21 protein-coding genes are annotated in these 19883 nt (G+C 69.1%); 12 read left to right on the forward strand and 9 right to left on the reverse strand.

The window, feature by feature from the left end; translation table 11 throughout:
• Nucleotides 1-25: 25 nt before the first annotated feature.
• The 4 genes from ACQP0P_RS26215 to ACQP0P_RS26230 all read right to left on the reverse strand — a co-directional run bounded on the left by ACQP0P_RS26215 (nucleotide 26) and on the right by ACQP0P_RS26230 (nucleotide 6360).
• A complete protein-coding gene (locus ACQP0P_RS26215; RefSeq protein ID WP_433359133.1) occupies nucleotides 26-1918 on the reverse strand; it encodes an FG-GAP repeat domain-containing protein in 1893 nt (630 codons plus the stop codon).
• A complete protein-coding gene (locus ACQP0P_RS26220) occupies nucleotides 1918-4353 on the reverse strand; it encodes a hypothetical protein (protein ID WP_433359134.1) in 2436 nt (811 codons plus the stop codon). The genes ACQP0P_RS26215 and ACQP0P_RS26220 overlap by 1 nt, the downstream gene beginning before the upstream one ends.
• Nucleotides 4354-4766: 413 nt before the next feature.
• A complete protein-coding gene (locus ACQP0P_RS26225) occupies nucleotides 4767-5714 on the reverse strand; it encodes a sugar kinase (protein ID WP_433359135.1) in 948 nt (315 codons plus the stop codon).
• Nucleotides 5707-6360 carry a bifunctional 4-hydroxy-2-oxoglutarate aldolase/2-dehydro-3-deoxy-phosphogluconate aldolase gene (locus tag ACQP0P_RS26230; protein WP_433359136.1) on the reverse strand — a complete coding sequence of 218 codons (654 nt, stop codon included), beginning with the start codon at nucleotides 6358-6360 and terminating at the stop codon, nucleotides 5707-5709. The genes ACQP0P_RS26225 and ACQP0P_RS26230 overlap by 8 nt, the downstream gene beginning before the upstream one ends.
• Before the next feature lie 124 nt (nucleotides 6361-6484).
• Between ACQP0P_RS26230 and ACQP0P_RS26235 the strand changes: the two genes are divergently transcribed.
• The 11 genes from ACQP0P_RS26235 (at nucleotide 6485) to ACQP0P_RS26285 (ending at nucleotide 16817) form a co-directional block, all read left to right on the forward strand.
• Complete coding sequence (locus tag ACQP0P_RS26235; RefSeq protein WP_433359137.1) at nucleotides 6485-7306, forward strand: IclR family transcriptional regulator; 822 nt, start codon at nucleotides 6485-6487, stop codon at nucleotides 7304-7306.
• Between the two features lie 47 nt (nucleotides 7307-7353).
• The gene (locus tag ACQP0P_RS26240) at nucleotides 7354-8088 is read left to right on the forward strand and encodes a creatininase family protein (RefSeq protein WP_433359138.1); all 735 of its coding nucleotides are present in this window, start codon (nucleotides 7354-7356) and stop codon (nucleotides 8086-8088) included.
• Complete coding sequence (locus ACQP0P_RS26245; protein ID WP_433359139.1) at nucleotides 8085-8846, forward strand: amidohydrolase family protein; 762 nt, start codon at nucleotides 8085-8087, stop codon at nucleotides 8844-8846. Before ACQP0P_RS26240 ends, ACQP0P_RS26245 begins: the two co-directional genes overlap by 4 nt.
• Nucleotides 8843-9949, forward strand: coding sequence for a mandelate racemase/muconate lactonizing enzyme family protein (locus ACQP0P_RS26250; RefSeq protein WP_433359140.1), 1107 nt, complete (start codon nucleotides 8843-8845; stop codon nucleotides 9947-9949). The genes ACQP0P_RS26245 and ACQP0P_RS26250 overlap by 4 nt, the downstream gene beginning before the upstream one ends.
• Nucleotides 9946-10833: an amidohydrolase family protein gene (locus ACQP0P_RS26255; RefSeq protein WP_433359141.1), complete on the forward strand. Its 888-nt coding sequence runs from the start codon at nucleotides 9946-9948 to the stop codon at nucleotides 10831-10833. Before ACQP0P_RS26250 ends, ACQP0P_RS26255 begins: the two co-directional genes overlap by 4 nt.
• On the forward strand, nucleotides 10823-11566 hold the full coding sequence (locus tag ACQP0P_RS26260) for an amidohydrolase family protein (RefSeq protein ID WP_433359142.1): 744 nt from the start codon (nucleotides 10823-10825) through the stop codon (nucleotides 11564-11566). Before ACQP0P_RS26255 ends, ACQP0P_RS26260 begins: the two co-directional genes overlap by 11 nt.
• 115 nt (nucleotides 11567-11681) lie before the next feature.
• A complete protein-coding gene (locus ACQP0P_RS26265) occupies nucleotides 11682-12671 on the forward strand; it encodes a dihydrodipicolinate synthase family protein (RefSeq protein WP_433359143.1) in 990 nt (329 codons plus the stop codon).
• Nucleotides 12672-12738: 67 nt separating this feature from the next.
• The gene (locus ACQP0P_RS26270; protein WP_433359144.1) at nucleotides 12739-14097 is read left to right on the forward strand and encodes an ABC transporter substrate-binding protein; all 1359 of its coding nucleotides are present in this window, start codon (nucleotides 12739-12741) and stop codon (nucleotides 14095-14097) included.
• A gap of 85 nt (nucleotides 14098-14182) precedes the next feature.
• A complete protein-coding gene (locus ACQP0P_RS26275; protein ID WP_433359145.1) occupies nucleotides 14183-15061 on the forward strand; it encodes a carbohydrate ABC transporter permease in 879 nt (292 codons plus the stop codon).
• Nucleotides 15045-15989, forward strand: a complete 945-nt coding sequence (locus tag ACQP0P_RS26280; protein WP_433359146.1) for a carbohydrate ABC transporter permease — start codon at nucleotides 15045-15047, stop codon at nucleotides 15987-15989. Before ACQP0P_RS26275 ends, ACQP0P_RS26280 begins: the two co-directional genes overlap by 17 nt.
• A gap of 24 nt (nucleotides 15990-16013) precedes the next feature.
• On the forward strand, nucleotides 16014-16817 hold the full coding sequence (locus tag ACQP0P_RS26285) for an SDR family NAD(P)-dependent oxidoreductase (protein ID WP_433359147.1): 804 nt from the start codon (nucleotides 16014-16016) through the stop codon (nucleotides 16815-16817).
• A 260-nt stretch (nucleotides 16818-17077) separates the two neighbouring features.
• On the opposite strand, the gene ACQP0P_RS26290 is transcribed toward ACQP0P_RS26285, so the two are convergent.
• Complete coding sequence (locus tag ACQP0P_RS26290) at nucleotides 17078-17317, reverse strand: hypothetical protein (RefSeq protein WP_433359148.1); 240 nt, start codon at nucleotides 17315-17317, stop codon at nucleotides 17078-17080.
• A 21-nt stretch (nucleotides 17318-17338) separates the two neighbouring features.
• The gene (locus tag ACQP0P_RS26295) at nucleotides 17339-17479 is read right to left on the reverse strand and encodes a hypothetical protein (RefSeq protein WP_433359149.1); all 141 of its coding nucleotides are present in this window, start codon (nucleotides 17477-17479) and stop codon (nucleotides 17339-17341) included.
• An 11-nt stretch (nucleotides 17480-17490) separates the two neighbouring features.
• Here ACQP0P_RS26295 and ACQP0P_RS26300 point away from each other — a divergent pair, with 11 nt between their 5' ends.
• Nucleotides 17491-17661, forward strand: a complete 171-nt coding sequence (locus tag ACQP0P_RS26300; protein WP_433359150.1) for a hypothetical protein — start codon at nucleotides 17491-17493, stop codon at nucleotides 17659-17661.
• 269 nt (nucleotides 17662-17930) lie between these two features.
• On the opposite strand, the gene ACQP0P_RS26305 is transcribed toward ACQP0P_RS26300, so the two are convergent.
• From ACQP0P_RS26305 to ACQP0P_RS26315, 3 genes are read right to left on the reverse strand one after another with little or no spacing between them, the layout of a single operon-like run.
• Nucleotides 17931-18650 (reverse strand): SDR family oxidoreductase, encoded by a 720-nt coding sequence (locus ACQP0P_RS26305; RefSeq protein WP_433359151.1) that lies wholly within the window; start codon nucleotides 18648-18650, stop codon nucleotides 17931-17933.
• A 47-nt stretch (nucleotides 18651-18697) separates the two neighbouring features.
• Nucleotides 18698-19285 carry an NADPH-dependent FMN reductase gene (locus tag ACQP0P_RS26310; protein ID WP_433359152.1) on the reverse strand — a complete coding sequence of 196 codons (588 nt, stop codon included), beginning with the start codon at nucleotides 19283-19285 and terminating at the stop codon, nucleotides 18698-18700.
• A complete protein-coding gene (locus tag ACQP0P_RS26315; protein WP_433359153.1) occupies nucleotides 19275-19880 on the reverse strand; it encodes a DsbA family protein in 606 nt (201 codons plus the stop codon). The genes ACQP0P_RS26310 and ACQP0P_RS26315 overlap by 11 nt, the downstream gene beginning before the upstream one ends.
• Between the last annotated feature and the right edge of the window lie 3 nt (nucleotides 19881-19883).

Genomic DNA, 19883 nt, shown 5'->3' on the forward strand with positions numbered 1-19883 from the left:
CCGGCAAGGGTTGTGTCACGGGCCCCTAAAGCACCAGGGAGAGCGCGCCCTGGAAGCCGGTGCCGCCCGATCTGGGGGTGCTGGACCAGCGGTTGCCCGAGGTGGCGCCGTTGTCGGCGTAGATCGACAGTCCGCCGGAGGCGTCACCGACCACCAGGTCCGGCCCGGAGCCGCCGGTCACGTGGCCGAGGCCGAGCGACCGCGTTCCGGTCCAGTTGCCCGGAATCACGATCGGATCGGTTGACGCGCCGGTCGGGAAGACCCACAGGGATCCGTCGTTCTCCAGGTCGACGAGGTCGGCGATGCCGTCGCGGTCCATGTCACCCAGGGCGAGCCGGGTGGCCGTCTGCCAGTTGCTGCCGACCCAGGCGCGCGGCGTCCAGGGGAAGGTGGTGGCGGATCCGTTGCCGGGGTAGGCGTACATGTCGCCGGCGTTGTCTCGTCCGACGAGGTCGGCGCGGCCGTCGCCGGTGACGTCCGCGGCCATCAGGTGGTTGAAGATGTTCCAGCCGGTTCCGCCGAAGTAGCGGTCGGTCCAGCGCAGGCCGGTCGTGGACCCGTTGTTGAGGTAGATCCACAGGGTGCCGTTGGCGAGGCGCTTGTCGACGGCGAGCACGTCCTGGAGCCGGTCGCCGTTGATGTCGGCGAGCAGCACCTGAGAGGCGAAGCCCCAGTCGGTGCCGGCGCTGACCCGGTCGGGCCAGGGGTTGCCGGTGGCCGCCTTGGTGTTCGGCAGCAGCCACAGGTCACCGCTGCGGGCGACGTGGGCGATGAGGTCGGGCTTGTTGTCGCCGTTGATGTCGCCGGTCACGACGTCGAGCGCGTACTCGAATCCGGAGCCCGCGGCGAAGCGGGTCGTCGGCGACCACATCGAACCCGCCGTGGCGCTCTGCCAGGGGTGGATCCACAGGGCGCCGCCGGCGTCCCGCGCGATCAGGTCCGGGCGCCCGTCGCCGGTGACGTCGTCCATGGACAGCCGGTCGGCGGCGCTCCATCCGCCCGTGCTCCCGTAGAGAACCGAGGTCCAGAAGTTCGTCGACGTCGCACCGTTATGCTGGTAAACGCGGATGGCTCCGCCGCTGTCGCGCACGACGACTTCCGGGCGCTGGTCGCCGTTGACGTCGTCGAGCATCATCATCTGAGCGAGATTCCACCCGCTACCCGACCAGATCGGCGCCAGTGTCCACGGGTTCGATGTCAACGAGCCGGCGTTCGGGTATACGAGGAGGGTTCCGCCGTCGTAGGAGGGGTTTCGGGCCACGAGGTCGGGATGGCCGTCACCGGTGACGTCGCCCATCTGGATCTTGTCGACGGTGTTCCACCCGGTGCCGGCGGCGTAGCGGCTTGGCCAGGGATTCGCCGAGCCGGAGCCGTCGTTGGGGTAGATGTACAGCGTCCCGTTGTTCGCCGAGGGGTCGCGTACGACGACGTCGGCCCGGTTGTCGCCGGTGACATCGCCGACGAGCAGGGTGTCGGCGAACTCCCACTGCGCCGGGGTCGCCGTGTAGGTCGTCCCCCACGGGTTGGACGTGGTGGCCCCGTTGCCGGGGTAGACGCGCAGCGCTCCGGCGTCGGCGCTGGAGAGCTGGACGACGAGGTCGGCACGTCCGTCGCCGGTGACGTCGTTGGCCACCGGCGACGGGGTCGCGGCGGCGCGGGACGCCCCCGCGCGGGCGGTCAGCTCGGGGGCCGTGGCGAGCACCTTGGCGCGGAGCCCGCTGACATCCCACTTCTTGATTTTTTTGCCCGGCTTGCTGGGCTTACCGGATTTGCCGGAGTGGTAGGACTCGGTGAGGGTGGGGGTGGGGGTGGGCCGCTTGCGGTCGTCGCCGGGCGCCGCGTGCGCGGCCGGGGCGACGGTGAGGACCGCGAGAGCGAGAGCCGTGGCGACCGCGGTCGCCCGTATCGACGTCGTCATCAGAGTTCAATCCTTCGGCCGGCTCGGTACCTGTTTCCGTTCACGACGATCCACTTCAGCCCCGGCCGCGGCGGTGTCTCGACGACCACGCGTCCCGGCTTGTGGTGCCAGTCGCCGTGGAACTCCACCTTGAGCGTGTCGTGGCCGCGGCCCTCCAGCTTGAAGCGCAGCGTGACCGGCCCGAACTTGGTCGGGACCTTCTCGAAGCGGGTCTGCTTCTTGCCCGACAGCCACTCCAGCGGGCAGAGCCGCAGCAGCTGTAGCTGGTTCGGGACAAGGCTGTCGTCGATCACCGAGTGGAGGAGGCACCAGGTGATGATGGGGTGGGAGAAGAGGTTGCCGTAGATCGCGTGGCGGTGTTCGCTGGAGATGTAGGTGTCCTGCGAGAGACCGCCGGTGAGCAGGCCGTACAACCCCTCGATGTAGTGGGCCCGGTCTCCGAGCTGCCAGGTGTGGAACATGTTCCAGCTGTAGCAGGGCTCGCTGGACGACTGTTCGTGGTCGAGGATGGCACGGTCCAGCGCGTGGTGGTGCACCGCGTCGAACAGTTTGGTGTTGGGACCCACCCGGAAGAACTCCACGAACGACTTCATCAGCGGATCGGAGGCCGGCAGCAGCCCGGCCCATACCGCCATCAGCGCGCCGCTGTCGAAAATCGTGAAGGAGTCCCAGACACCGTCTCCCGCGAACTGGGGTTTGAGGACCGGCCACTGCTTACCCTGGGGGTCGGTCCACTTCTGCGACCTGTCGGCAAGGTCGCGAATGGCCTGGCCGAAGGTCGCGCGGAAGGTGTCGGCGAACGTGGCGAACTCAGCCGCCCGGGGATGCTTGATGCGCTGCAGGAACTCGACGGCCGTGGCCAGTCCCTTGTAGGTCCAGCACTGGCTGACCATGCCCTGGGTCTCGACACCCTCGTCGGTGGAGTGCCCGGGGGGCATCAGGCCCTTGACGCCGCTGTGGTTGGTGAGCGCGCAGGCCTGGACGATGTACTCACACGCCTTGACGATGACGTCGGTCCATTTGGTGATGAACGCCGGACGGTTGGTCAGCAGGGCGTGCACCGACAGGATCTCCAGGATCGCGCCGTGATCGCTCATCCAGTCGATGGCCTGCAATGTCTTGGGGGTGGACAGATAGCCGGGATAGGAGCCACCGGTGAAGGCGATTCCCGGTGGGATCCGGGTCCCCTGCGTGACCTTGTAGATCTCGATGTGCTGTTCGACGACGTCGTGGAAGCCGATCCGGTCCAGGAACATGTGGCTGACCATGGAGGTCGGCGTGCTCCACAGGGCGTCGTAGGCGTACGAGCCGGACAGGAAGGTGAACATCCCAGTGTCGGGACTCTTCTCCGCGACCACTTGAGCGAGCTGCGGACCGCGGCGCATGACCTGGTTGACGTAGTTTTCCGGGGTGTCGACGGTGGCGAGGGTGGCCGCGTTCTCCTTCCAGTATCCCTGGCACTGGGCGAGTGCCCCGTCGCGGCCCAGCGCGGCCTCGGCCTTGGCGTCGGCGAGTGGCTGCGGAATCATCGGAATCAGCACGTCGACGAAGGCGCCTACCTGTACCGGTAGCCCGAGCCGCAGGTCGTAGACGCCCTTGACCTTCGGGTTTTCGCTCATGGCGATCGAGCCCTTGTCGGCGGTGATCACCATGGCCTGGACCTTGTTGTCGGGACCGATGGTGATCGGCACCGTGATGGGCTTGCCGGTCGGGTTCCATACCCGGCCCATCGTCAGACCGGCGAGGATCGGCGCCGTCTCGGGGAGCACCGTGAGCGGTACGCCGTTCTCCTCCTGGAAGGGCCCCATGGGCTTCATGTACGACCCGCTGAGCCAGAGCTGGAACACGAAGTCCTTCGGCGCGTTCAGCGGATCGACGTATGTGACCTCGAAACGTGTCCAGGAGTAGATCGGCTCGATCGCCGTCTCAACGGGCTGGTTGCCCGGGACGTGGGCGAACACCGATTGCTTGATGATGAGGCCTTCTTGGCGTCGGAACTCGGTCCACAGGACGGGCGCGTCGCTTTCCTCTTCCCAGCCTTGCTGGCGGTAGCCGAGGTCGTCGTCCCAGACCTCGCGTACGGAGTTCGGGAAGTCGCGATAGCCGCCGCCGCGCAGGGGCATGACGACGGTCGTCTGGAAGTTCTTGCCTCGGTACTGGTCGGTGTTGGGTTTGGCCGCGAGGACCCAGCTCGGGTCGCAGATGAGAGCCCCGTTGTAGACGCAGTTGAAGCGGAACAGGTGGCCTTTCCACCCGATCGGCGTCCACACGTTGCGCTGCGCCGGCCACCAGTGCTTGGAGCGCTCGATGTTCGGTTCGGGGTCGGTCGCGGCCAGGGGGGTCGGCAGGACCGTGTCGGCGTGCGCGGCCGACAGTCCGGTCAGGGGGGTGGTGGCGGCCAACGCGCCTCCGGCGACGACGGCTCCGCCGGTCATTTGGAGCATTCGGCGCCTGGATGGTTCAGTCACTGAGACAGCCTCCTCGAACGGCACTCGCACGGTGTCGGTGCCGGACGTGATGACAGGGGGGAAAGAGTTTTCGGTATTCCGAAGACATATTCGGAGTCTCGATAATTGGAAACTGTGACACCGGCATCCCGGAAAGGCAAGGGGGTACGTCACGGTAAGCAACAATTCGCCCGTGATGGGATTTGTCAGACGGAAGGCAGAAAATTCACACTGGCCAATGTCAGGATCCGGTGACAGCGGGCGAGTCCGGCGGCGCCGCACGGCGGCCGTCCGCGGCGAACGTGAGGCGTGCCAGGTCGCCGGAGTCCGGGCTCGCCCGCGACGCGAGCCCCCCCGCCCGCCGGATGCCGAGGCCGTGCTTTACGCCGGGTGGCGTCCCCTCACCGGACCGCCGTGCCGTCCGGCAGGTCGAGCATGGACAACTCCGCGCGGGTCGGCGCCCCCTCCCAGTCGCCGTGGCCGGCGACCGCGAAGGCCCCGGTGGTGATCGCCCGTTCCAGCCGCCCGGCCGGCGGCAGGCCGTCCAGCAGCCCGGAGAGGTATCCGGCGACGAAGGCGTCGCCGGCGCCGATCGCGTCGACGGCGGTGACGGGCCTGGCCGGCAGGCTGAGCGCCTGGCCGGCGGTGAACGCCGTGGCGCCGGCCGGCCCGCGCTTGACGACGACCTCGGCCGCTCCCCCGGCGAGCAGCGTCCCTACCCGGCTCGCCTCGTCGTCACCGGCCGCGGCGAGCGCGAGCTCGTCGTCGGAGGCGATGACGATGTCGGCCCGGGCCGCCAGCTCGGTCAGCACCGGGCGGGCCGAAGCCTCGCTCCACAGCCGGCTGCGGTGGTTGACGTCCAGGCAGACGCGCGCGCCTGCGGCCCTGGCCAGCTCCACCGCGGTGCGTACGGCCTGCGCCGGGCCCGCGCCCAGGGCCAGGGTCACCCCGGTGATGTGCAGGATCCGCGGCGGGGCCGGGAGCGCCGCGAACGCCTCCCGCACGTCGGAGACGCACAATGCGGCGCCGGCCGAGCCGCGGCGGTAGTAGTCGACCCGGGTCACCCCGGCCAGGCGCTGTTCGAAGACCACGATGCCGGTCGGGGCCGGGTCGGTGCGGATCGTCTGAATGCCGACCCCCTCGGCGCGCAGGGTACGCCGTACGAGCTCGCCGAACTGGTCGGGCCCCACCGCGCCGACGAACGCGATGTCGTGTCCGAGCCGGGTCAGGCCGATGGCGACGTTGGCCTCGGCGCCGGCGACGCTGAGGCGGGCGGTTCCGCCGAGCCGGACCTGACCGTCGGCCCGCAGGCAGACCATGGCCTCGCCGAGTGTCAGGACGTCAGGCATCTCGCCGTACCAGCCCTTCGTGCCACGCCGCGGCGAAGGCGCCCGCGCGTTCGGTCATCGTCTCCCAGCGGCGGGCCGCGACGAGGTCCGCCGAGACGAGCGCGCCGCCGATGCCGACGCCGACGCACCCCATCCGGGCGTAGGGGACGAGGTCTTCCAGTCTCACCCCGCCGGTGGGCAGCAGGGGGACGTCGTCGAGCGGTTCGCGCACGGCCCGCAGGTAGCCGGCGCCGCCGAGGGCCGAGATGGGGAAGACCTTGACCGCGGCGGCGCCGTGCCGCCAGGCCAGGTCAATCTCGGTCGGGGTGAGCGCGCCGCACGCCACCGGCACGCCGGCGGCGTGGGCGACGGCCAGGACGTCCGGCATGGTGGTGGGGGTGACCAGGAAGCGGGCGCCCGCGGCGATCGCGGCCTCGGCGTCGCGGGCGGTGCGCACGGTTCCGGCCCCGACGAGAATGCCGGGGTGGGTGTTCCAGCGGCGGATGGCGGCGAGGGCCCCAGGAGTGGGCAGGGTCACCTCCATGACGTTCACTCCGCCCTCCAGCAGGGCGGTCGCGATGGCGTCGTCAGGTTCACCCTCACGCAGGCGGATGATGGCTACGACACCGGAAACGGCCGGCTCCGGGTTCGGGTGTTCAGCGCTCATGAATCCCATCCTTTCGATATAGTGAAACTATTATCGGAATACCAGAATATAGAGCCCCGTTCCGAAGGGTGACCACCGGCGCCGCCAGGCACGGGAACGACGAACCGAGAGGTAGGACCGATCGATGTCTGATGGTGGCAGCGGGGCGGAGCGCCCGGCGTCTCCGGGTGTGGACCGCACGCTGACCGTTCTTGAGCAGCTGGTGACGGCCGAGGAGGACCTCACGCTGACGGCGCTGGCCAAGGTGACCCGTATCCCGCTGGCGACCTGCGCGAGCATCGTCTACACCCTGGAGCACCGCGGATACGCCACCCGCCGGGTGATCGGGCGCAGCCACTTCTGGCGTCCCACACTGCGGCTCTACAGTCTGGCCAGCCAGCTGGTGCGCAAGGTCGACCTGTCGCAGATCGCGACCGCCGAGATGCGCGCGCTCGCCGAGGAGCTGGGGATGCCCGTCCACATCGGGGTCCTGGACGGCGCGTCGGTGGTCTACGTGGCCAAGGCCGCGACCCCGGGTTTCATCCAGTTCGACACCTATCCGGGCAAGGTCGCGCCCTTCGACCTGACCGCGCTGGGCCGGGCCATCGCGGCCCACCTGCCCGCCGACGAACTCGCCGTCCTGCTGCCGCGGCTGGCGGCCGGGCAGGGACCGCGGGCCCGGGAGTCCAGCTCGAAGACGTTCATGGCACTGCTGGAGAGGGTGCGCGCCGACGGCTACGCCATCGAGGAGGAAGAGGAGCAGGCCGAGATCTCCTGCCTGGCCGCGCCGTTCTTCGACGCCGAGGGCCGGATCACCGGGGCGGTCGGGGTGACCGGTTTCGCCCGTGACTTCGTCGGCGACCGGCGCGACGCCGCCGCGGCGGGCGTCGTCCATCTCGGCATCGTGATCTCCCGGCGGCTCGGATGTCGGAGCGGGTCATTGCCATCCGAGTTCATCGGCTCCTAAGATTCGACCTATCAGAAATAAATACGATATGTCGAAGGATGTTTGATGTGTCGATAGCTCTGCGATGGTCCGAAACGGATCGTGACCGGCTAAGGCGGCACCTGCCCGAAGCCGTCGTCATCATCCCGGTAGGTGCGACCGAACAACACGGGCCGCACCTGCCGACCTCGACGGACACCCTCATCGCCGCCGCGGTCGCCGACGGCTCGGCGACGGCGGCGGCCGACCGTAGCGACAGGCCGCTGATCGTCGCCCCCGCGATCGGCTGGGGTGCCTCGGACCACCACCTGCCCTACGGCGGGACGCTCTCCCTGTCACCGGAGACGCTGCTGGCCGTGATCTGCGACCTGTTGCGCTCGATCGCGGCACAGGGCGGGCGGCGGGTGGTCCTGCTCAACGGGCACGGCGGCAACGTCGGGGTCTGCCACGCCGCGGCCGGGGCGGGCTCGACCCGGTTCGACCTGTCCGTCGCGCACCTGGACTACTGGCGGCTCGCCGGCACCGAAGGCGAGCCGCCGGTGCCCGGACACGCCGGGGAGTTCGAGACCTCGCTGGTCCTGGCCCTGCGCCCCGACCTGGTCGGCCCGCGCGCCCCCCGGCCCCAGGTGCCCGAGGTCGTGACCGTCCAGGGAGTGGACCTGCACTCCGCGGACGTGTGGCGCCGGATCGACGGCTTCACCGACCGGCCCGAGCTGGCCCAGGCCGACGAGGGCAAACGGCGGCTGGAAGACCTCGTCGGCCGGGCGGCGGACCGCCTGGTCGAGCTGGCGGGTGTCCTGTGATCGACTTCCACACCCACACCCCCACCTGGCGCACCACCAGCTGGCTGGGCGGCGTCACGTTCGGCGCGGACGAGTTCGTCGCCTTCATGGACTCGGCCGGCATCGACCAGGCGGTGGTCCTCAGCCACGACGGCCTCTTCGACGCCACTCCCGAGGCCAACGACGACCTGGCGGCGTTCGTCGGGCAGTACCCGGACCGGCTCGCCGGCTTCGGGACCGTGCACCCGCGCCACGCGGACGCCCCCCAGGAGATCGACCGCATGCTCAACGTGCTCGGGCTGCGCGGCCTCAAGCTGCACCCGTGGCTGCAGGGCTTCAGCATGCACGAGCCGGTGCTCGACCCGATCTGCGACATTCTCGCCCAGAGCGGCGGCATCCTGCTCAGCCATGACGGGACACCGCCCTACTCCACCGGCGGTCAGATCGCGGCACTGGCCCGGCGCCACCCCTCCCTGCCGGTCGTCCTGGGGCACGCCGGCCTGCACGACACCTGGCGCGAGTCGCTCGCCCTCACCATCGAGACCCCCAACCTCTACATCTGCATCTGCGGCACACCGCCCTACGCGGCGCGCGAGATCCTCTCCCGGGCGCCCTCCCACAAGGTCCTGTTCGGCACCGACGCCGGGCTGTCGGACCGCACGAGCCAGGACTACGCGGTGGCCCGGGTGGCCGAGATCGACGGGTGGGGGATCACCGACGAGCAGCGCCGGGCGATGCTGGTCGACAACCCCCGCGCCCTGCTGGCGGCGGGGCGGTGAGGCCGACCGTCGCCGCGGTCCACACCGCGGCGATCAGCCTCCAGGTGAATCCGGACCTGGTCGTCACCGGCGCCAGGGGAACCCACGCCCGTTCGGACTTCCTGCTGGTCCGAGTGGTGACCAGCACCGGTGTCGAAGGGTACGGCGAGGTCAGCGCGACGCCGCTGTGGAGCGGCGAGGACGGCGTCAGCGCCGCCCACTTCATCCGCGAGGTCCTGGCCCCCGCCCTGGTGGGCCGGCCGCTCACCCCGGTCGGCGGCCTGGAGCTCCTGATGGACCGGCTGCTCGCGGGCAACCCGTTCACCAAGGCGGGGGTGTCCATCGCACTGTGGGACGCGTTCGCCCAGACCCTCGGCGTCCCGCTCGCCGTGGCGCTCGGCGGCCCCTACCGCGACGAGGTCCCGATCAAGCTCTCGCTGTCCGGTGACGCCACGGCGCTGGACTCGGTCTTCGGTGCGGCGACGGCGGCCGGATTCCAGGCGTTCAAGGTCAAGGTCGGGCTCGGCGTCGCCGGTGACGTCGCCCGGGTGTCCCGTGCCCGGGAACTCGCCGGTCCCGCCGCCTTCCTGGGGGCCGACGCCAACGGAGGGTGGACGCGCAGCCAGGCGGCCCGGGCGATCCCCGCGCTGGCCGAACAGGGCGTCTCGTTCGTCGAGCAACCGGTCGCGCCCGCCGACCTGGAGGGCATGCGGCAGCTGCGGAGCCTCGGCCTGCCGGTGATCGCCGACGAGTCGGTCTTCGGCCTGGCCGACCTGGCCGCGCTCGTCCGGGCACAGGCCGCCGACTGCGTCAGCCTGTACGTGGGCAAGAGCGGCGGGCCCGGGCGCGCGGTGGAGATGGGACGGCTCGCCTCCTCCTTCGGGGTCGACACGCTCCTGGGCTCCAACGGCGAGCTGGGCATCGGCGCCGCCGCACAGCTCCACGTCGCCTGCGCGTTGCCGGCGTTGTCACCGGAGTTCCCCTCCGACATCATCGGCGCGCACTACTACACCGAGGACATCCTCGCCGAGCCACTGGACAGCGACGGCCGCCGTGTCAAGCTCGGCGACTCACCCGGCCTGGGAGTCCGGCCACGAGCGGACCTGATGAGGAAGTTTCAATGATCGTCGATGTGCACGCCCACACTCCCACCCACCGTGACACGGTGCCGGCCGAGGAGGCGTGCGTCTTCACCTCCTGGCGCACCGACCGTCCGGTCGTCACCACGAACAGCTGGGCCGACTTCGACAGCGCCATGTCCGCGGCGGACGTCGCGATCGTGTTCAACATCGCGGTGGCCGACCCGGCCGCCGCGACCGGCATACCACACGCTCCGGAACGTACCAACGACGCGACCGCGGAGTTCGTGGCGAACGATCCCGCCCGCCGTATCGGGTTCATGTCCGTCGACCCCACGTCCGCCGACTGCCTGGAGGAGGCCGAGCGCTGTCGCGAGCTGGGGCTCGTCGGCGTCAAGCTCGGCCCGAACTACCAGAACTTCGACCCGCTCGGGGAGCCCGCGCTGGCGTTCTACGCCTACTGCGAGCGGAACGCGCTGCCCATCCTCTTCCATCAGGGGGCGTCGCCGATCCGCGCGGCGCCGCTGCGCTACACCTACCCGCTGGTGACCGACGAGGTCGCGCTGCGCTTCCCCGAGCTGCGCATCGTCATGGCCCACATGGGCCACCCCTGGGGTAAGGAGACGGTGGCGACGATCCGCAAGCACCCCCATGTCTACGCCGACGTCTCCTCCATCTATCTGCGGCCGTGGGTCTGTTACGAGTCGCTGCTGGCCGCGGTCGAATGGGGGTGCACGCACAAGCTCCTACTCGGTTCGGACTTCCCGATCGCCAACACCGGCGAGGCGATGGCGGGGCTGCGCGGCGTCAACCGGATCCTGGAGGGTACCGCGCTGCCGCGCGTGCCGGCCGAACTCATCGAGCAGATCATCCACGCCGACGCGCTCTCCGCCCTCGGCCTGACCGTGGGAGAACCCGTTGATCGTTGACGCGCATGTACGGCTAGGGCAGGGACGTGAGGCCGGCCTGGAGGTCGATCAGCTGATCGCGACGATGGACTCACTGGGCATCGACGTGTCCCTGGTGGCACCGGACGAACGTTGTATCGCCTACGACAACCGGGCCGGCAACGAGCATGTGGCCGCGGCCGCGGCCGCGTCGGGGGGGCGGCTGATCCCGTACGCGGTCGCCAATCCGTGGCGTGGGCGAGCGGCCGTCGACGAGCTGGAACGTGCCAGGGACGCCGGTGCCCGCGCCCTTAACGTGGACAGCGTGCTGCAGGGCTTCGATCTTCTCGACGGGCTCCTGGACCCGTTGCTGGACTTCGCGGCCGAGGCGAGCTGGCCCGTCTACGTCCGCACCGGCACTCCCCCGAGCGCGCTGCCGCTGCCGCTGGCCAGCCTGGCCCGACGCCGGCCGGAGACGCCGTTCGTGATGGGCCGCAGCGGTGCCACCGACTTCTGGATCGACGCGGCGCCGGCGTTGCGCTACGCGCCGAACCTCTACGGCGACACCAGCTACGCGCCGTGGGACACCGTCCTGGTCGAGCTGGGCCGGGATCCGCAGATCGGCCCGTCGCGGCTGGTCTTCTCCACCGACGCGCCCTACGCGGTGCCGCGCTCCGAGCTGGGCCGGGTGCTGGACTGGCCGATCGACGACGACGCACGACGCGAGGTGCTCGGCGGCACCATCATGCGTCTTCTGCCACCTTCTCTCATCTGACAGCCGTCTCCCCCCGCAACCCCTTGTCGGATGCGGGCTGGGACGTCTATCGTTCCTATTTAAGAAAATATTTTCGGTATTTCGTAAATCGAGCTTCATTGAGACAGGAGGGCGAATGAACGCCCAGACGAGTGCCTCACCCGTGGCGACTCCTCTCGACGGCGGTGGCCTCGCTGACGCCTCGACTCTGGTCCGGGGGATCTCACCGGTTCTCGGGGTGCCGTTCACCGACGCCGGAGAGGTCGACTTCGAGGGATTCGGCCGGGTCGTCGACCACGTCCTCGGTACGGGCGTGACGAGCGTGATGTTCCCGGGGTTCGCCTCGGAGTACTACAAACTCACCGAGGACGAGCGCCGCGAGCTGACCGGGATCCTGCTGCGACGGACCTCCCACCGCCCGGACCTCGCCGCGATCGTCGCGGTGCAGGACCACACCACCCGGATGGCCGTCGCCCGCGCCCGCGAGGTCGTGGCCGCCGGGGCGGACCTGATCAACCTGCTGGGGCCGCACTTTCTCAGCCCCTCACGCCGCTCCCAGATCGAGCACGTGACAGCGGTCCTGGACGCGGTCGCCCCGACCCCGGTGGTACTGCAGTGCGCCCCCAACGAGACGGGAACCAGCCTGGACGCGGCCACCATCGCCGCCCTGGTGCGCAGCCACCCGAACCTCCGGCTGATCAAGGTGGAGTCCAACCCGCCCGGCCGGCTCATCGGCGAGCTGGCCGCCCTCGACCCGCCGGTGACCTCGCTTGAGGGCTACGCCGGCGTGCAACTGCCCGACGCCTGGCGGCGCGGCGCGGTGGGCAGCCAGCCCGGCTGCTCGTTCACCGAGATCTACGTCGAGATCTGGCGCCGGCTCACCTCGGGCGACGAGGCCGGCGGCGAGGACCTGCACCGGCGGCTGCTGCCCTACATCTCGTACTGGATGCTCGACACCGAGCTCATCATCGCCGCCGAGAAGCAGATCTCGTTCCGCCGGGGTCTCATCGACAGCGCCCACTGCCGCGGGCCCGCCCACCTGCTCGACGCCGAGGAACTGCGCCGGATCGAGGTCTTCCTCCAGGAGTTCGCGGACCTGCTGCCGGACCTGTCCGGACGGGACTAGATAAAAGCGACATAAATCTAGAAATAGTGACACTAAACCCGATATCACTAAGAATGGAGGTTTTTCGGTGAAAGTTACACGCAAGGTACTTGTCGGTCTGTTCGTCGTTCCCTGCCTGGTTCTGACCGCGTGCGGTACAGGCGGCTCGACCGGCGCGAACCAGGCCGCCCAGCAGGCTCCCGACGCCAAGAGCTGGCAGCAGGACATCAAGGGCGGCCCGATCGAGGTCGGCGTGCTCCCGGCCGTCGGCACCCCCTCCCTGAAGTTCCTGGAGGACGTCGCCGCCGGGATCGAAAAAGACCACGCCGGCGCCGACCTGAAGACGACCTTCGCCAACACCAAGGCGCGCCCGGCCCTGGAGCAGAGGTGGCGCGCGGGCGACGGGCTCGACGTCGACTACACGATGTTCGACGGCACCAACCCCGCCCTGCTGGAGTGGGCCGACAGCGGCGCCCTGCTCGACCTCAAGCCCTACCTGGACCAGGTCGACCCGAACACCGGCAAGCCCTGGCTGGACCAGTTCAGCCCGGCGGTCATGCAGTTCATGGAGCACCCGACGACCAAGAAGATCTACGGCGTCCCCTCCGAGCTGTCCCTGCAGGTGCTCTTCTACAACGCGAAGCTCTTCAAAGAGCACGGCATCACCCCGCCCGCCACCTGGGACGACCTGACCGCGGCCGCCGACAAGCTCAAGGCCGCCGGCGTGGACCCGATCGCGGTCACCGGCCTGTTCGAGCCCTACATGGGCATGTGGAGCGACAACATCTGGCTGCGCACCGTCGGCTACGACAAGGTCCACGACATCCTCACCGAGGGCAAGGGGAACATCACCGACGATCCGGGGTTCCTCAAGGGACTGCAGATGCTCCAGGACCTGCGAGACAAGAAGGGCTTCCTCAAGGGATTCGAGGGCACCGACTTCACCGCGGCCCAGGCCCAGTTCTTCCAGGGCAAGGCCGGCATGATCATGATGGGCAGCTGGCTCGTCAGCGAGATGGCCGACGTGATCCCCAAGGACTTCGAGCTGGGCGTCCTGCAGTTCCCGACCGTGGCCGGCGGCACCGGTGACCAGGAGAGCATGCTCGCCGGCGCTCAGCTGATGTCGGTATCGGCCAAGAGCGACAACATCCCGCTCTCACTGGAGTGGATCCGCCAGGTCACCAGCGTGGAGACCCAGACCCGCAGGGCCAACGAGATCGGCGAGGTCTCCGGGGTCAAGGGAGTGGCGAGCCCTCCCGGCCTGCCGGGCATCTCCGACGTCGTGGCCAAGGCCGACCGGCTCCAGGCGAGGCACTACGGCCTGATGGAGTCCAAGGCCAAGGACATCGTCTATCCCGAGATCGCCAAACTGCTGTTCGGCAAGCAGGATGCCCAGCAGGCTCTCGACAACCTCGACAAGGGACTGCGCCGGGTCCACGGCAACTGAAACCCCCTCCACCGAACCCTTCCCACGGGCTCCGCCCCCGCGCCGGAGCCCGCGGGAAGGGTGTGAACCCCCCCCGGAAGGTCACATGCACAAGGCGGCCCAGCGACGCATCATCATCCCATTCCTGCTACCCGCGCTCGCCCTGCTGGGAGTCTTCTTCCTCTACCCGTTGATCAAGACGGTGGACCTGTCGCTGAACGAGTTCTCCCGCACGGGAACGATGCGATTCGTCGGGATCGACCAGTATCGCCTGCTGACAGGTGACCCCGCCTTCTTCAACTCGCTCAAGAACACGTTCCTGCTCACCCTCATCGGCAGCGCCATGCTGTTCCCGCCCGCCATGGCGATCGCCTGGGCCCTGTCGCAGCGGATCCACGGCGAACGCTTCTTCAGGTTCGTGGTGTTCGCCCCGGTGGTCCTGTCGGTCGCCGTCGTCTCGCTGATGTGGAAGTTCCTCTACCACCCCACCCTCGGCCTGATCAACCCCGCACTGGAGTCCATGGGACTGGGCGCCCTGGCCAAGACCTGGCTCGGCGACCCTTCCACCGCGCTGGCCGCCGTGACGTTCGTGTCCGTGTGGCACGGCATCGGCATCTGGATCGTCCTGCTGTGCGCCGGCTTCGAACGGCTGCCCACCGACGTCCTGCAGGCCGCGCGCATCGACGGGGCGGGCGAGTGGCGGGTGTTCCGCAGCATCATGCTGCCGATGATGCGCGACCTCATGCGCATGCTCGCCATCTTGTGGGTGGTTCAGAGCCTGCAGACGTTCGCCTTCGTCTACATCATGACCGGGGGCGGCCCCTTCGGCTCGACCGACACCGTCGGCACCCTGATGTACCGCGTCGCCTTCGACCGGGCCGACTTCGGGTACGCCGCGGCCATCGGCGTCGTCCTCGTGGTGGTCATGCTGACGGTGGCCAAGCTCCTCAACAAGGTGATGAAGCGCGATGACCTCCAGTACTGATCTGACCGAGCACCCCACCTCGGCCGGCCCCGCGGACACACCCGACCCGCCCGCCCCCACCCCCAGGCGCCGGGGTGGCCCACCCCGGCCCCGCGCTCCTTTCCGCCCGTTCCACCTCTTCTTCTACCTGCTGCTCGGCGGGGTCGCGCTGTCCTCGATCAGCGCCTACGCCTGGGTCTTCAACGTGTCGATGAAGACCAACAGCGAGTTCATCTCCTCACCCCCCTGGCAGATCGCCGACACCTGGCGCTGGGACAACTACGTCAACGCCTGGGACCAGGCCAACATCGGCCTGTTCTTCGGCAACAGCGTGGTCATCAGCGTCGCCTCCACCGCGATCGGCGTCGTGCTGGCCGTGTTCGCCGCCTACCCCCTGGCCCGGATCACCTTCAGGTTCAGCGGCGTGATACTCAGCACCTTCCTGCTCGGGCTGATGATCCCGTGGATGGTCACCTTCGCGCCGCTCTACCTGATCATGCAGGATCTCGGCCTCCTCGACAGCCAGCTCGGACTCATCCTCGTCTACGCCACCTACAACCTGCCGTTCAACGTCTTCGTCCTGGTCGGCTTCATGAAGACCCTGCCCTACGACCTGGAGGAGGCGGCGGCGATGGACGGGGCAGGCCCGGCCCGCACGTTCATCTCGGTGATCCTCCCCCTGATGGGGCCCGGACTGGCGTCGGTCGCCATCATCAGCTTCCTGCAGAACTGGAACGAGTTCTTCTACGCCTTGCTGCTGATCCACTCCCCGGAGAAGATGCCCCTGCCGCTCGGGCTGTTCCAGCTGGGCCAGGCCGCCGACTACGGCACCAACTGGGCCACACTGTTCGCCGGGATGATGATTACGGTCACCCCCGTACTGCTGGGGTTCGCCGTACTACAGAAACAGGTCACCAAGGGGCTGACGGCCGGCGCGATCAAGGGCTGAGCCACAGCCAAGAGAGGGAGATCCATGTCATCTGGTCCTCGGGACGCGACCTCACCACGCCGCGCGCTGATCACCGGTGCCGGCGGGGGAATCGGGGCGGCCATCGCACGGGTCCTGCACGCCGGCGGCGCCACGGTGGTCATCACCGACATCGACCTGGACGCGGCGCGCGCGACCGCGGACACCATCGAGGGTGCCGAGGCGGTCCACCTCGACGTGCGCTCGGAGCAGTCCGTCCGCTCGGCGATCGGCTCGATCACCTCGCGCCACGGCCCGGTGGACGTCCTGGTCAACAACGCCGCCGTCTGCAGCAACATCGAGTTCGAGTCCGTACCCGAACCGGTCTGGTCGGCCGACGTGGACGTCGTCCTCGGCGGGGCGATCCGCCTGTGCCAGGCGGTCCTGCCCGGCATGCGTGAGGCCCGGCGCGGAGCCGTGGTCAACGTGGCCTCGGTCAACGGCCATCGCTACTTCGGCAACGACACCTACAGCGCGGCCAAGGCCGGGCTGCTCAACCTCACCCGCGGCCTGGCCGCCCAGTACGGACCGTACGGCGTGCGCGTCAACTCGGTGTCGCCCGGCACGATCGCCACCCCGGTCTGGGAGGAGCGGCTCGCGGCCGATCCGCACGCCCTGGACAACGCTGCCTCGTGGTATCCGATGGGACGGGTCGGCACCGTGGACGACGTCGCCGAGGCCGTCGCGTTCCTGGCGGGCGACCGCGCGTCGTGGATCAACGGGATCGACCTGCCCGTGGACGGCGGTCTCCTGGCCGGAAGCCGGGCCATGGCCGTGGACATCGGCGCGGCCGTCGTCGACGCCGGATAACACGAGAACGCCTCGTTCGCGAGGAGGCCGGTGAGGGTCGTGAACCGCTGGTCGTCTCGTCAGCGTCCAGCGGTTCCCGGCTGGATCCTGCTGTCCGGTGGACGAACGCCTCGGAGACAGGTGTCGGTTCAGAGAAGGCAATGCCTCCTCCAGCGTCTCGGCGAAGACGTCACCGCTGGTGGCCGACGGGCTCCAAGCGGGCCAAGGCCGAGAGCCCGGGCGTGCGGATCGTCGGCTCGGAGGAACCCGACCGGACCACGCTACAGGCGGGCGATGTCGGGCAGGTCGATGCAGAGGACCTGACGGTTCGGGCAGAGCCACCGGTCGCCGAGCTTCACGCACAGCCAGCCACCCGATGCGGCGCGGTTGCATTTGTATCCCCGTTCTTCGAGGTCGCCTGCCGTGACACTGCTCGCGTAGGCCGGAGCGGTCACGAAGAACAGACCGGTCGCCGCAATGGCGATCGCGGCCAGCCCCTTCGCCGCCCATTGTGTTCTCATTGTTGGATCCTCTTCTCTGGTTCAGGTGCCCCGGTTGAGCACTTCCCCCACTGTCAAACCAAAGGAGCAGCTCAACCGCGTAAAAATACGTGCCCGACCGAACTCGAAGTAAAGATTCACGTCCTTGGCCGGGGTAATGCGAGGCTTTTCGCTGCTGGTCATGGCGATTTAGGGTGTTCGACGATGACATGATTGCCTACGGGGTGGCGGTGCCTGACATCGCCTGCAAGCTGGTCATTCCGGCGGGGAAAAACAAGGGCCGGCACCCCTCGGTGGCCAGCGTCTATCGCGTCCTGGCCGAGGAGGCCGCCGCGGCCCCTGCCGATTCCGAAGTCCTCGCGTGATCTCGCAGGGCGACCTGTTGAGGGGTTGGCCGTCAGGTTGCTGATCGCCATGGTGACCGCCCCGGTGGGAGTGCCCGCGCTTTCCGGGGATCCAGTCGGAAGAGGGATCGGAGGATGTTCGAGCGCGAGCGCGGGATGTCCGTTCTTGACCACGCACCGTGAGCATGCCGACGTCAGGTGCCGGTTGCTCAAGTCCAGCGGGGAGGGTGCTCGTCTGCCCATCGGGTCCCCGTGGGCAGACGAGCGTTGGGTTGCCGGGTGGCGTGGGTCTACATGGTCGTCCCGCCGGAGACGTCGAGCCGGTGTCCGGTGATGTAGCGGCTGTCGTCGGAGGCGAGGAAGGCGACGGTGTCGGCCACGTCGGTCGGCGTGCCCAGCCGGCCGAGGGGTGTCTGCGACGACAGCCAGGCCAGAGCCTCGCCGACCAGGCGTCCTTGGTGCATGTCGGTGTCGATGACGCCGGGGGCCACGGTGTTGACCGTGATGCCGCGCGGCCCGAGTTGCTTGGCCAGGGCGGTGGTGAGGACGTCGAGTGCGGCCTTGGACATGGCGTAGTCGATCGCCCCGGGCATGGCTGCCCCCCGGGTCAGCATGGTGCCCACGGTGATGATCCGCCCGCCGTCGCGCAGTCGTGGCAGGGCGAGCTGGGTGATGAAGAACGGAGCGGTGGTGTTGACCGCGAACAGGCGCTCGAAGCCCTTGCGGGTGACGCCGTCGATCTCGCTCTGGCCAGCGAGGATGCCCGCGTTGTTGACCAGGATGTCCAGCCCGTCGGCGTGCGCGTCGAAGGCGGTCCACAGGGCTTCGGCATCGCCGGGCGCGCCCAGCTCGGCCTGGACGGTGAAGGCTTGTCCGCCTGCCGCTTCGACGGCGGCGACGGTGTCCTTGGCGGCGGCGTGGTTGCTGCCGTAGTGCACGGCGACGCGGGCGCCTTCGCGGGCCAGCCGGGTGGCGATCGCGCGGCCGATACCGCGGCTCGCGCCGGTCACCAACGCCGTTTTCCCGGTCCATCTCATCATGATCATGCCTTTCTGATTTATGTGGTGTAGGGGGTGGTGGTCTTGGCGTCGCGCAGGACCCGAGCCCACCAGCTCACTTGGTCCAGCAGGGTCTTGGCGGCCGCGGCCGGGCCGGCGGGGTCCTTGGGCTGGCCGTTGCCGTCGAAGCACTCCCAGGCGCCGTGGAAGCTGACGGTGTCGCGGGTGGTGACGGCGTGCAGCTCGGCGAAGACGGCCCGCAGGTGCTCCACCGCGCGCAAGCCTCCGGAGATGCCGCCGTAGGAGACGAATGCCACCGGCTTGGCATGGAACTGCTGGTTGTGCCAATCGATGGCGTTCTTCAGGGCGGCCGGGTAGCTGTGGTTGTACTCGGGGGTCACCACCACGAAAGCGTCGGCGGCGGCCAGCCGCGGGGTCAGCTCGCCAAGGGCCTGCAGCACCGGCGCGGGTGCGGACATCGACGGGGCCGCCCCGCCGATCGGTACGTCGGCCAGGTCGATCACGTCGACGTCGAGGTCCGGGCGGGATGCGGCCTGACCGGCGAACCAGGTGGCCACGGTCGGGCCGAGGCGGCCGTCTCGGACGCTGCCGACGATGACGGCCAGCCGGAGCGGGTCATTGGTCATGGTGATCTCCCTTCGTGGTGGCGGCCTGTCGCAGGGCCGCCAGCAGTTTGGTCTCGGTGTGGGATCCGGTGAGCGGGGGCAGGTTCTCGATGAGGAGGACCGGCACGCCGGTGATGCCGAGGCGGCGTACGTGATCGAGCCGGGCGCGCACTTCGGTGGGAGGCACGTGGCCGGTGGTGACACCGACCTCGGCGGCCAGCCGGGCAAGAGTGGCGGGATCTCCGATGTGCAGCCCGTCGGTGAAGTGAGCGCGAAAGAGACGCTCTGCCATGGGCTCGGCCTTGTCCTGGTGCGCGGCGTCGGCGATGAGACGGTGAGCGTCGAAGGTGCCGGTGGCGATCGCCTTGCCGTACTCCAACCGGATGCCTTCGGCGAAGACGAGCGCGTCGGGGACTGCTTGCGGGCCGAAGGTCTGTTCCAGGACCGTCAGGAGCGGCCGTCCATCAGCGGGGGCGCCCGGGGCGAGCTCGAAGGGCAGGAACTCCACCGCCACCTGCACGCCCTCGGCCCTGAGCCGCTTCGCGGCCCGGGCGAAGCGGGTATAGCCGAGGTAGGAGTGCACGCAGATGACGTCCATCACGAGCTGTGCTTTCACGCT

The sequence above is a fragment of the Streptosporangium sp. CA-115845 genome, from assembly GCF_050943795.1.
Taxonomy (GTDB): Bacteria; Actinomycetota; Actinomycetes; order Streptosporangiales; family Streptosporangiaceae; genus Streptosporangium.

Excerpts from the sequence above, each read along its gene's own strand:
- ACQP0P_RS26310 (WP_433359152.1), bottom strand. The coding sequence starts at position 19,285 with ATGACCAATGACCCGCTCCGGCTGGCCGTCATCGTCGGCAGCGTCCGA.
- ACQP0P_RS26280 (WP_433359146.1), top strand. The coding sequence starts at position 15,045 with ATGACCTCCAGTACTGATCTGACCGAGCACCCCACCTCGGCCGGCCCC.
- ACQP0P_RS26215 (WP_433359133.1), bottom strand. The coding sequence starts at position 1,918 with ATGACGACGTCGATACGGGCGACCGCGGTCGCCACGGCTCTCGCTCTC.
- ACQP0P_RS26220 (WP_433359134.1), bottom strand. The coding sequence starts at position 4,353 with ATGACCGGCGGAGCCGTCGTCGCCGGAGGCGCGTTGGCCGCCACCACC.
- ACQP0P_RS26275 (WP_433359145.1), top strand. The coding sequence starts at position 14,183 with ATGCACAAGGCGGCCCAGCGACGCATCATCATCCCATTCCTGCTACCC.
- ACQP0P_RS26295 (WP_433359149.1), bottom strand. The coding sequence starts at position 17,479 with ATGACCAGCAGCGAAAAGCCTCGCATTACCCCGGCCAAGGACGTGAAT.
- ACQP0P_RS26285 (WP_433359147.1), top strand. The coding sequence starts at position 16,014 with ATGTCATCTGGTCCTCGGGACGCGACCTCACCACGCCGCGCGCTGATC.
- ACQP0P_RS26225 (WP_433359135.1), bottom strand. The coding sequence starts at position 5,714 with ATGCCTGACGTCCTGACACTCGGCGAGGCCATGGTCTGCCTGCGGGCC.
- ACQP0P_RS26290 (WP_433359148.1), bottom strand. The coding sequence starts at position 17,317 with ATGAGAACACAATGGGCGGCGAAGGGGCTGGCCGCGATCGCCATTGCG.
- ACQP0P_RS26255 (WP_433359141.1), top strand. The coding sequence starts at position 9,946 with ATGATCGTCGATGTGCACGCCCACACTCCCACCCACCGTGACACGGTG.
- ACQP0P_RS26230 (WP_433359136.1), bottom strand. The coding sequence starts at position 6,360 with ATGAGCGCTGAACACCCGAACCCGGAGCCGGCCGTTTCCGGTGTCGTA.
- ACQP0P_RS26235 (WP_433359137.1), top strand. The coding sequence starts at position 6,485 with ATGTCTGATGGTGGCAGCGGGGCGGAGCGCCCGGCGTCTCCGGGTGTG.
- ACQP0P_RS26265 (WP_433359143.1), top strand. The coding sequence starts at position 11,682 with ATGAACGCCCAGACGAGTGCCTCACCCGTGGCGACTCCTCTCGACGGC.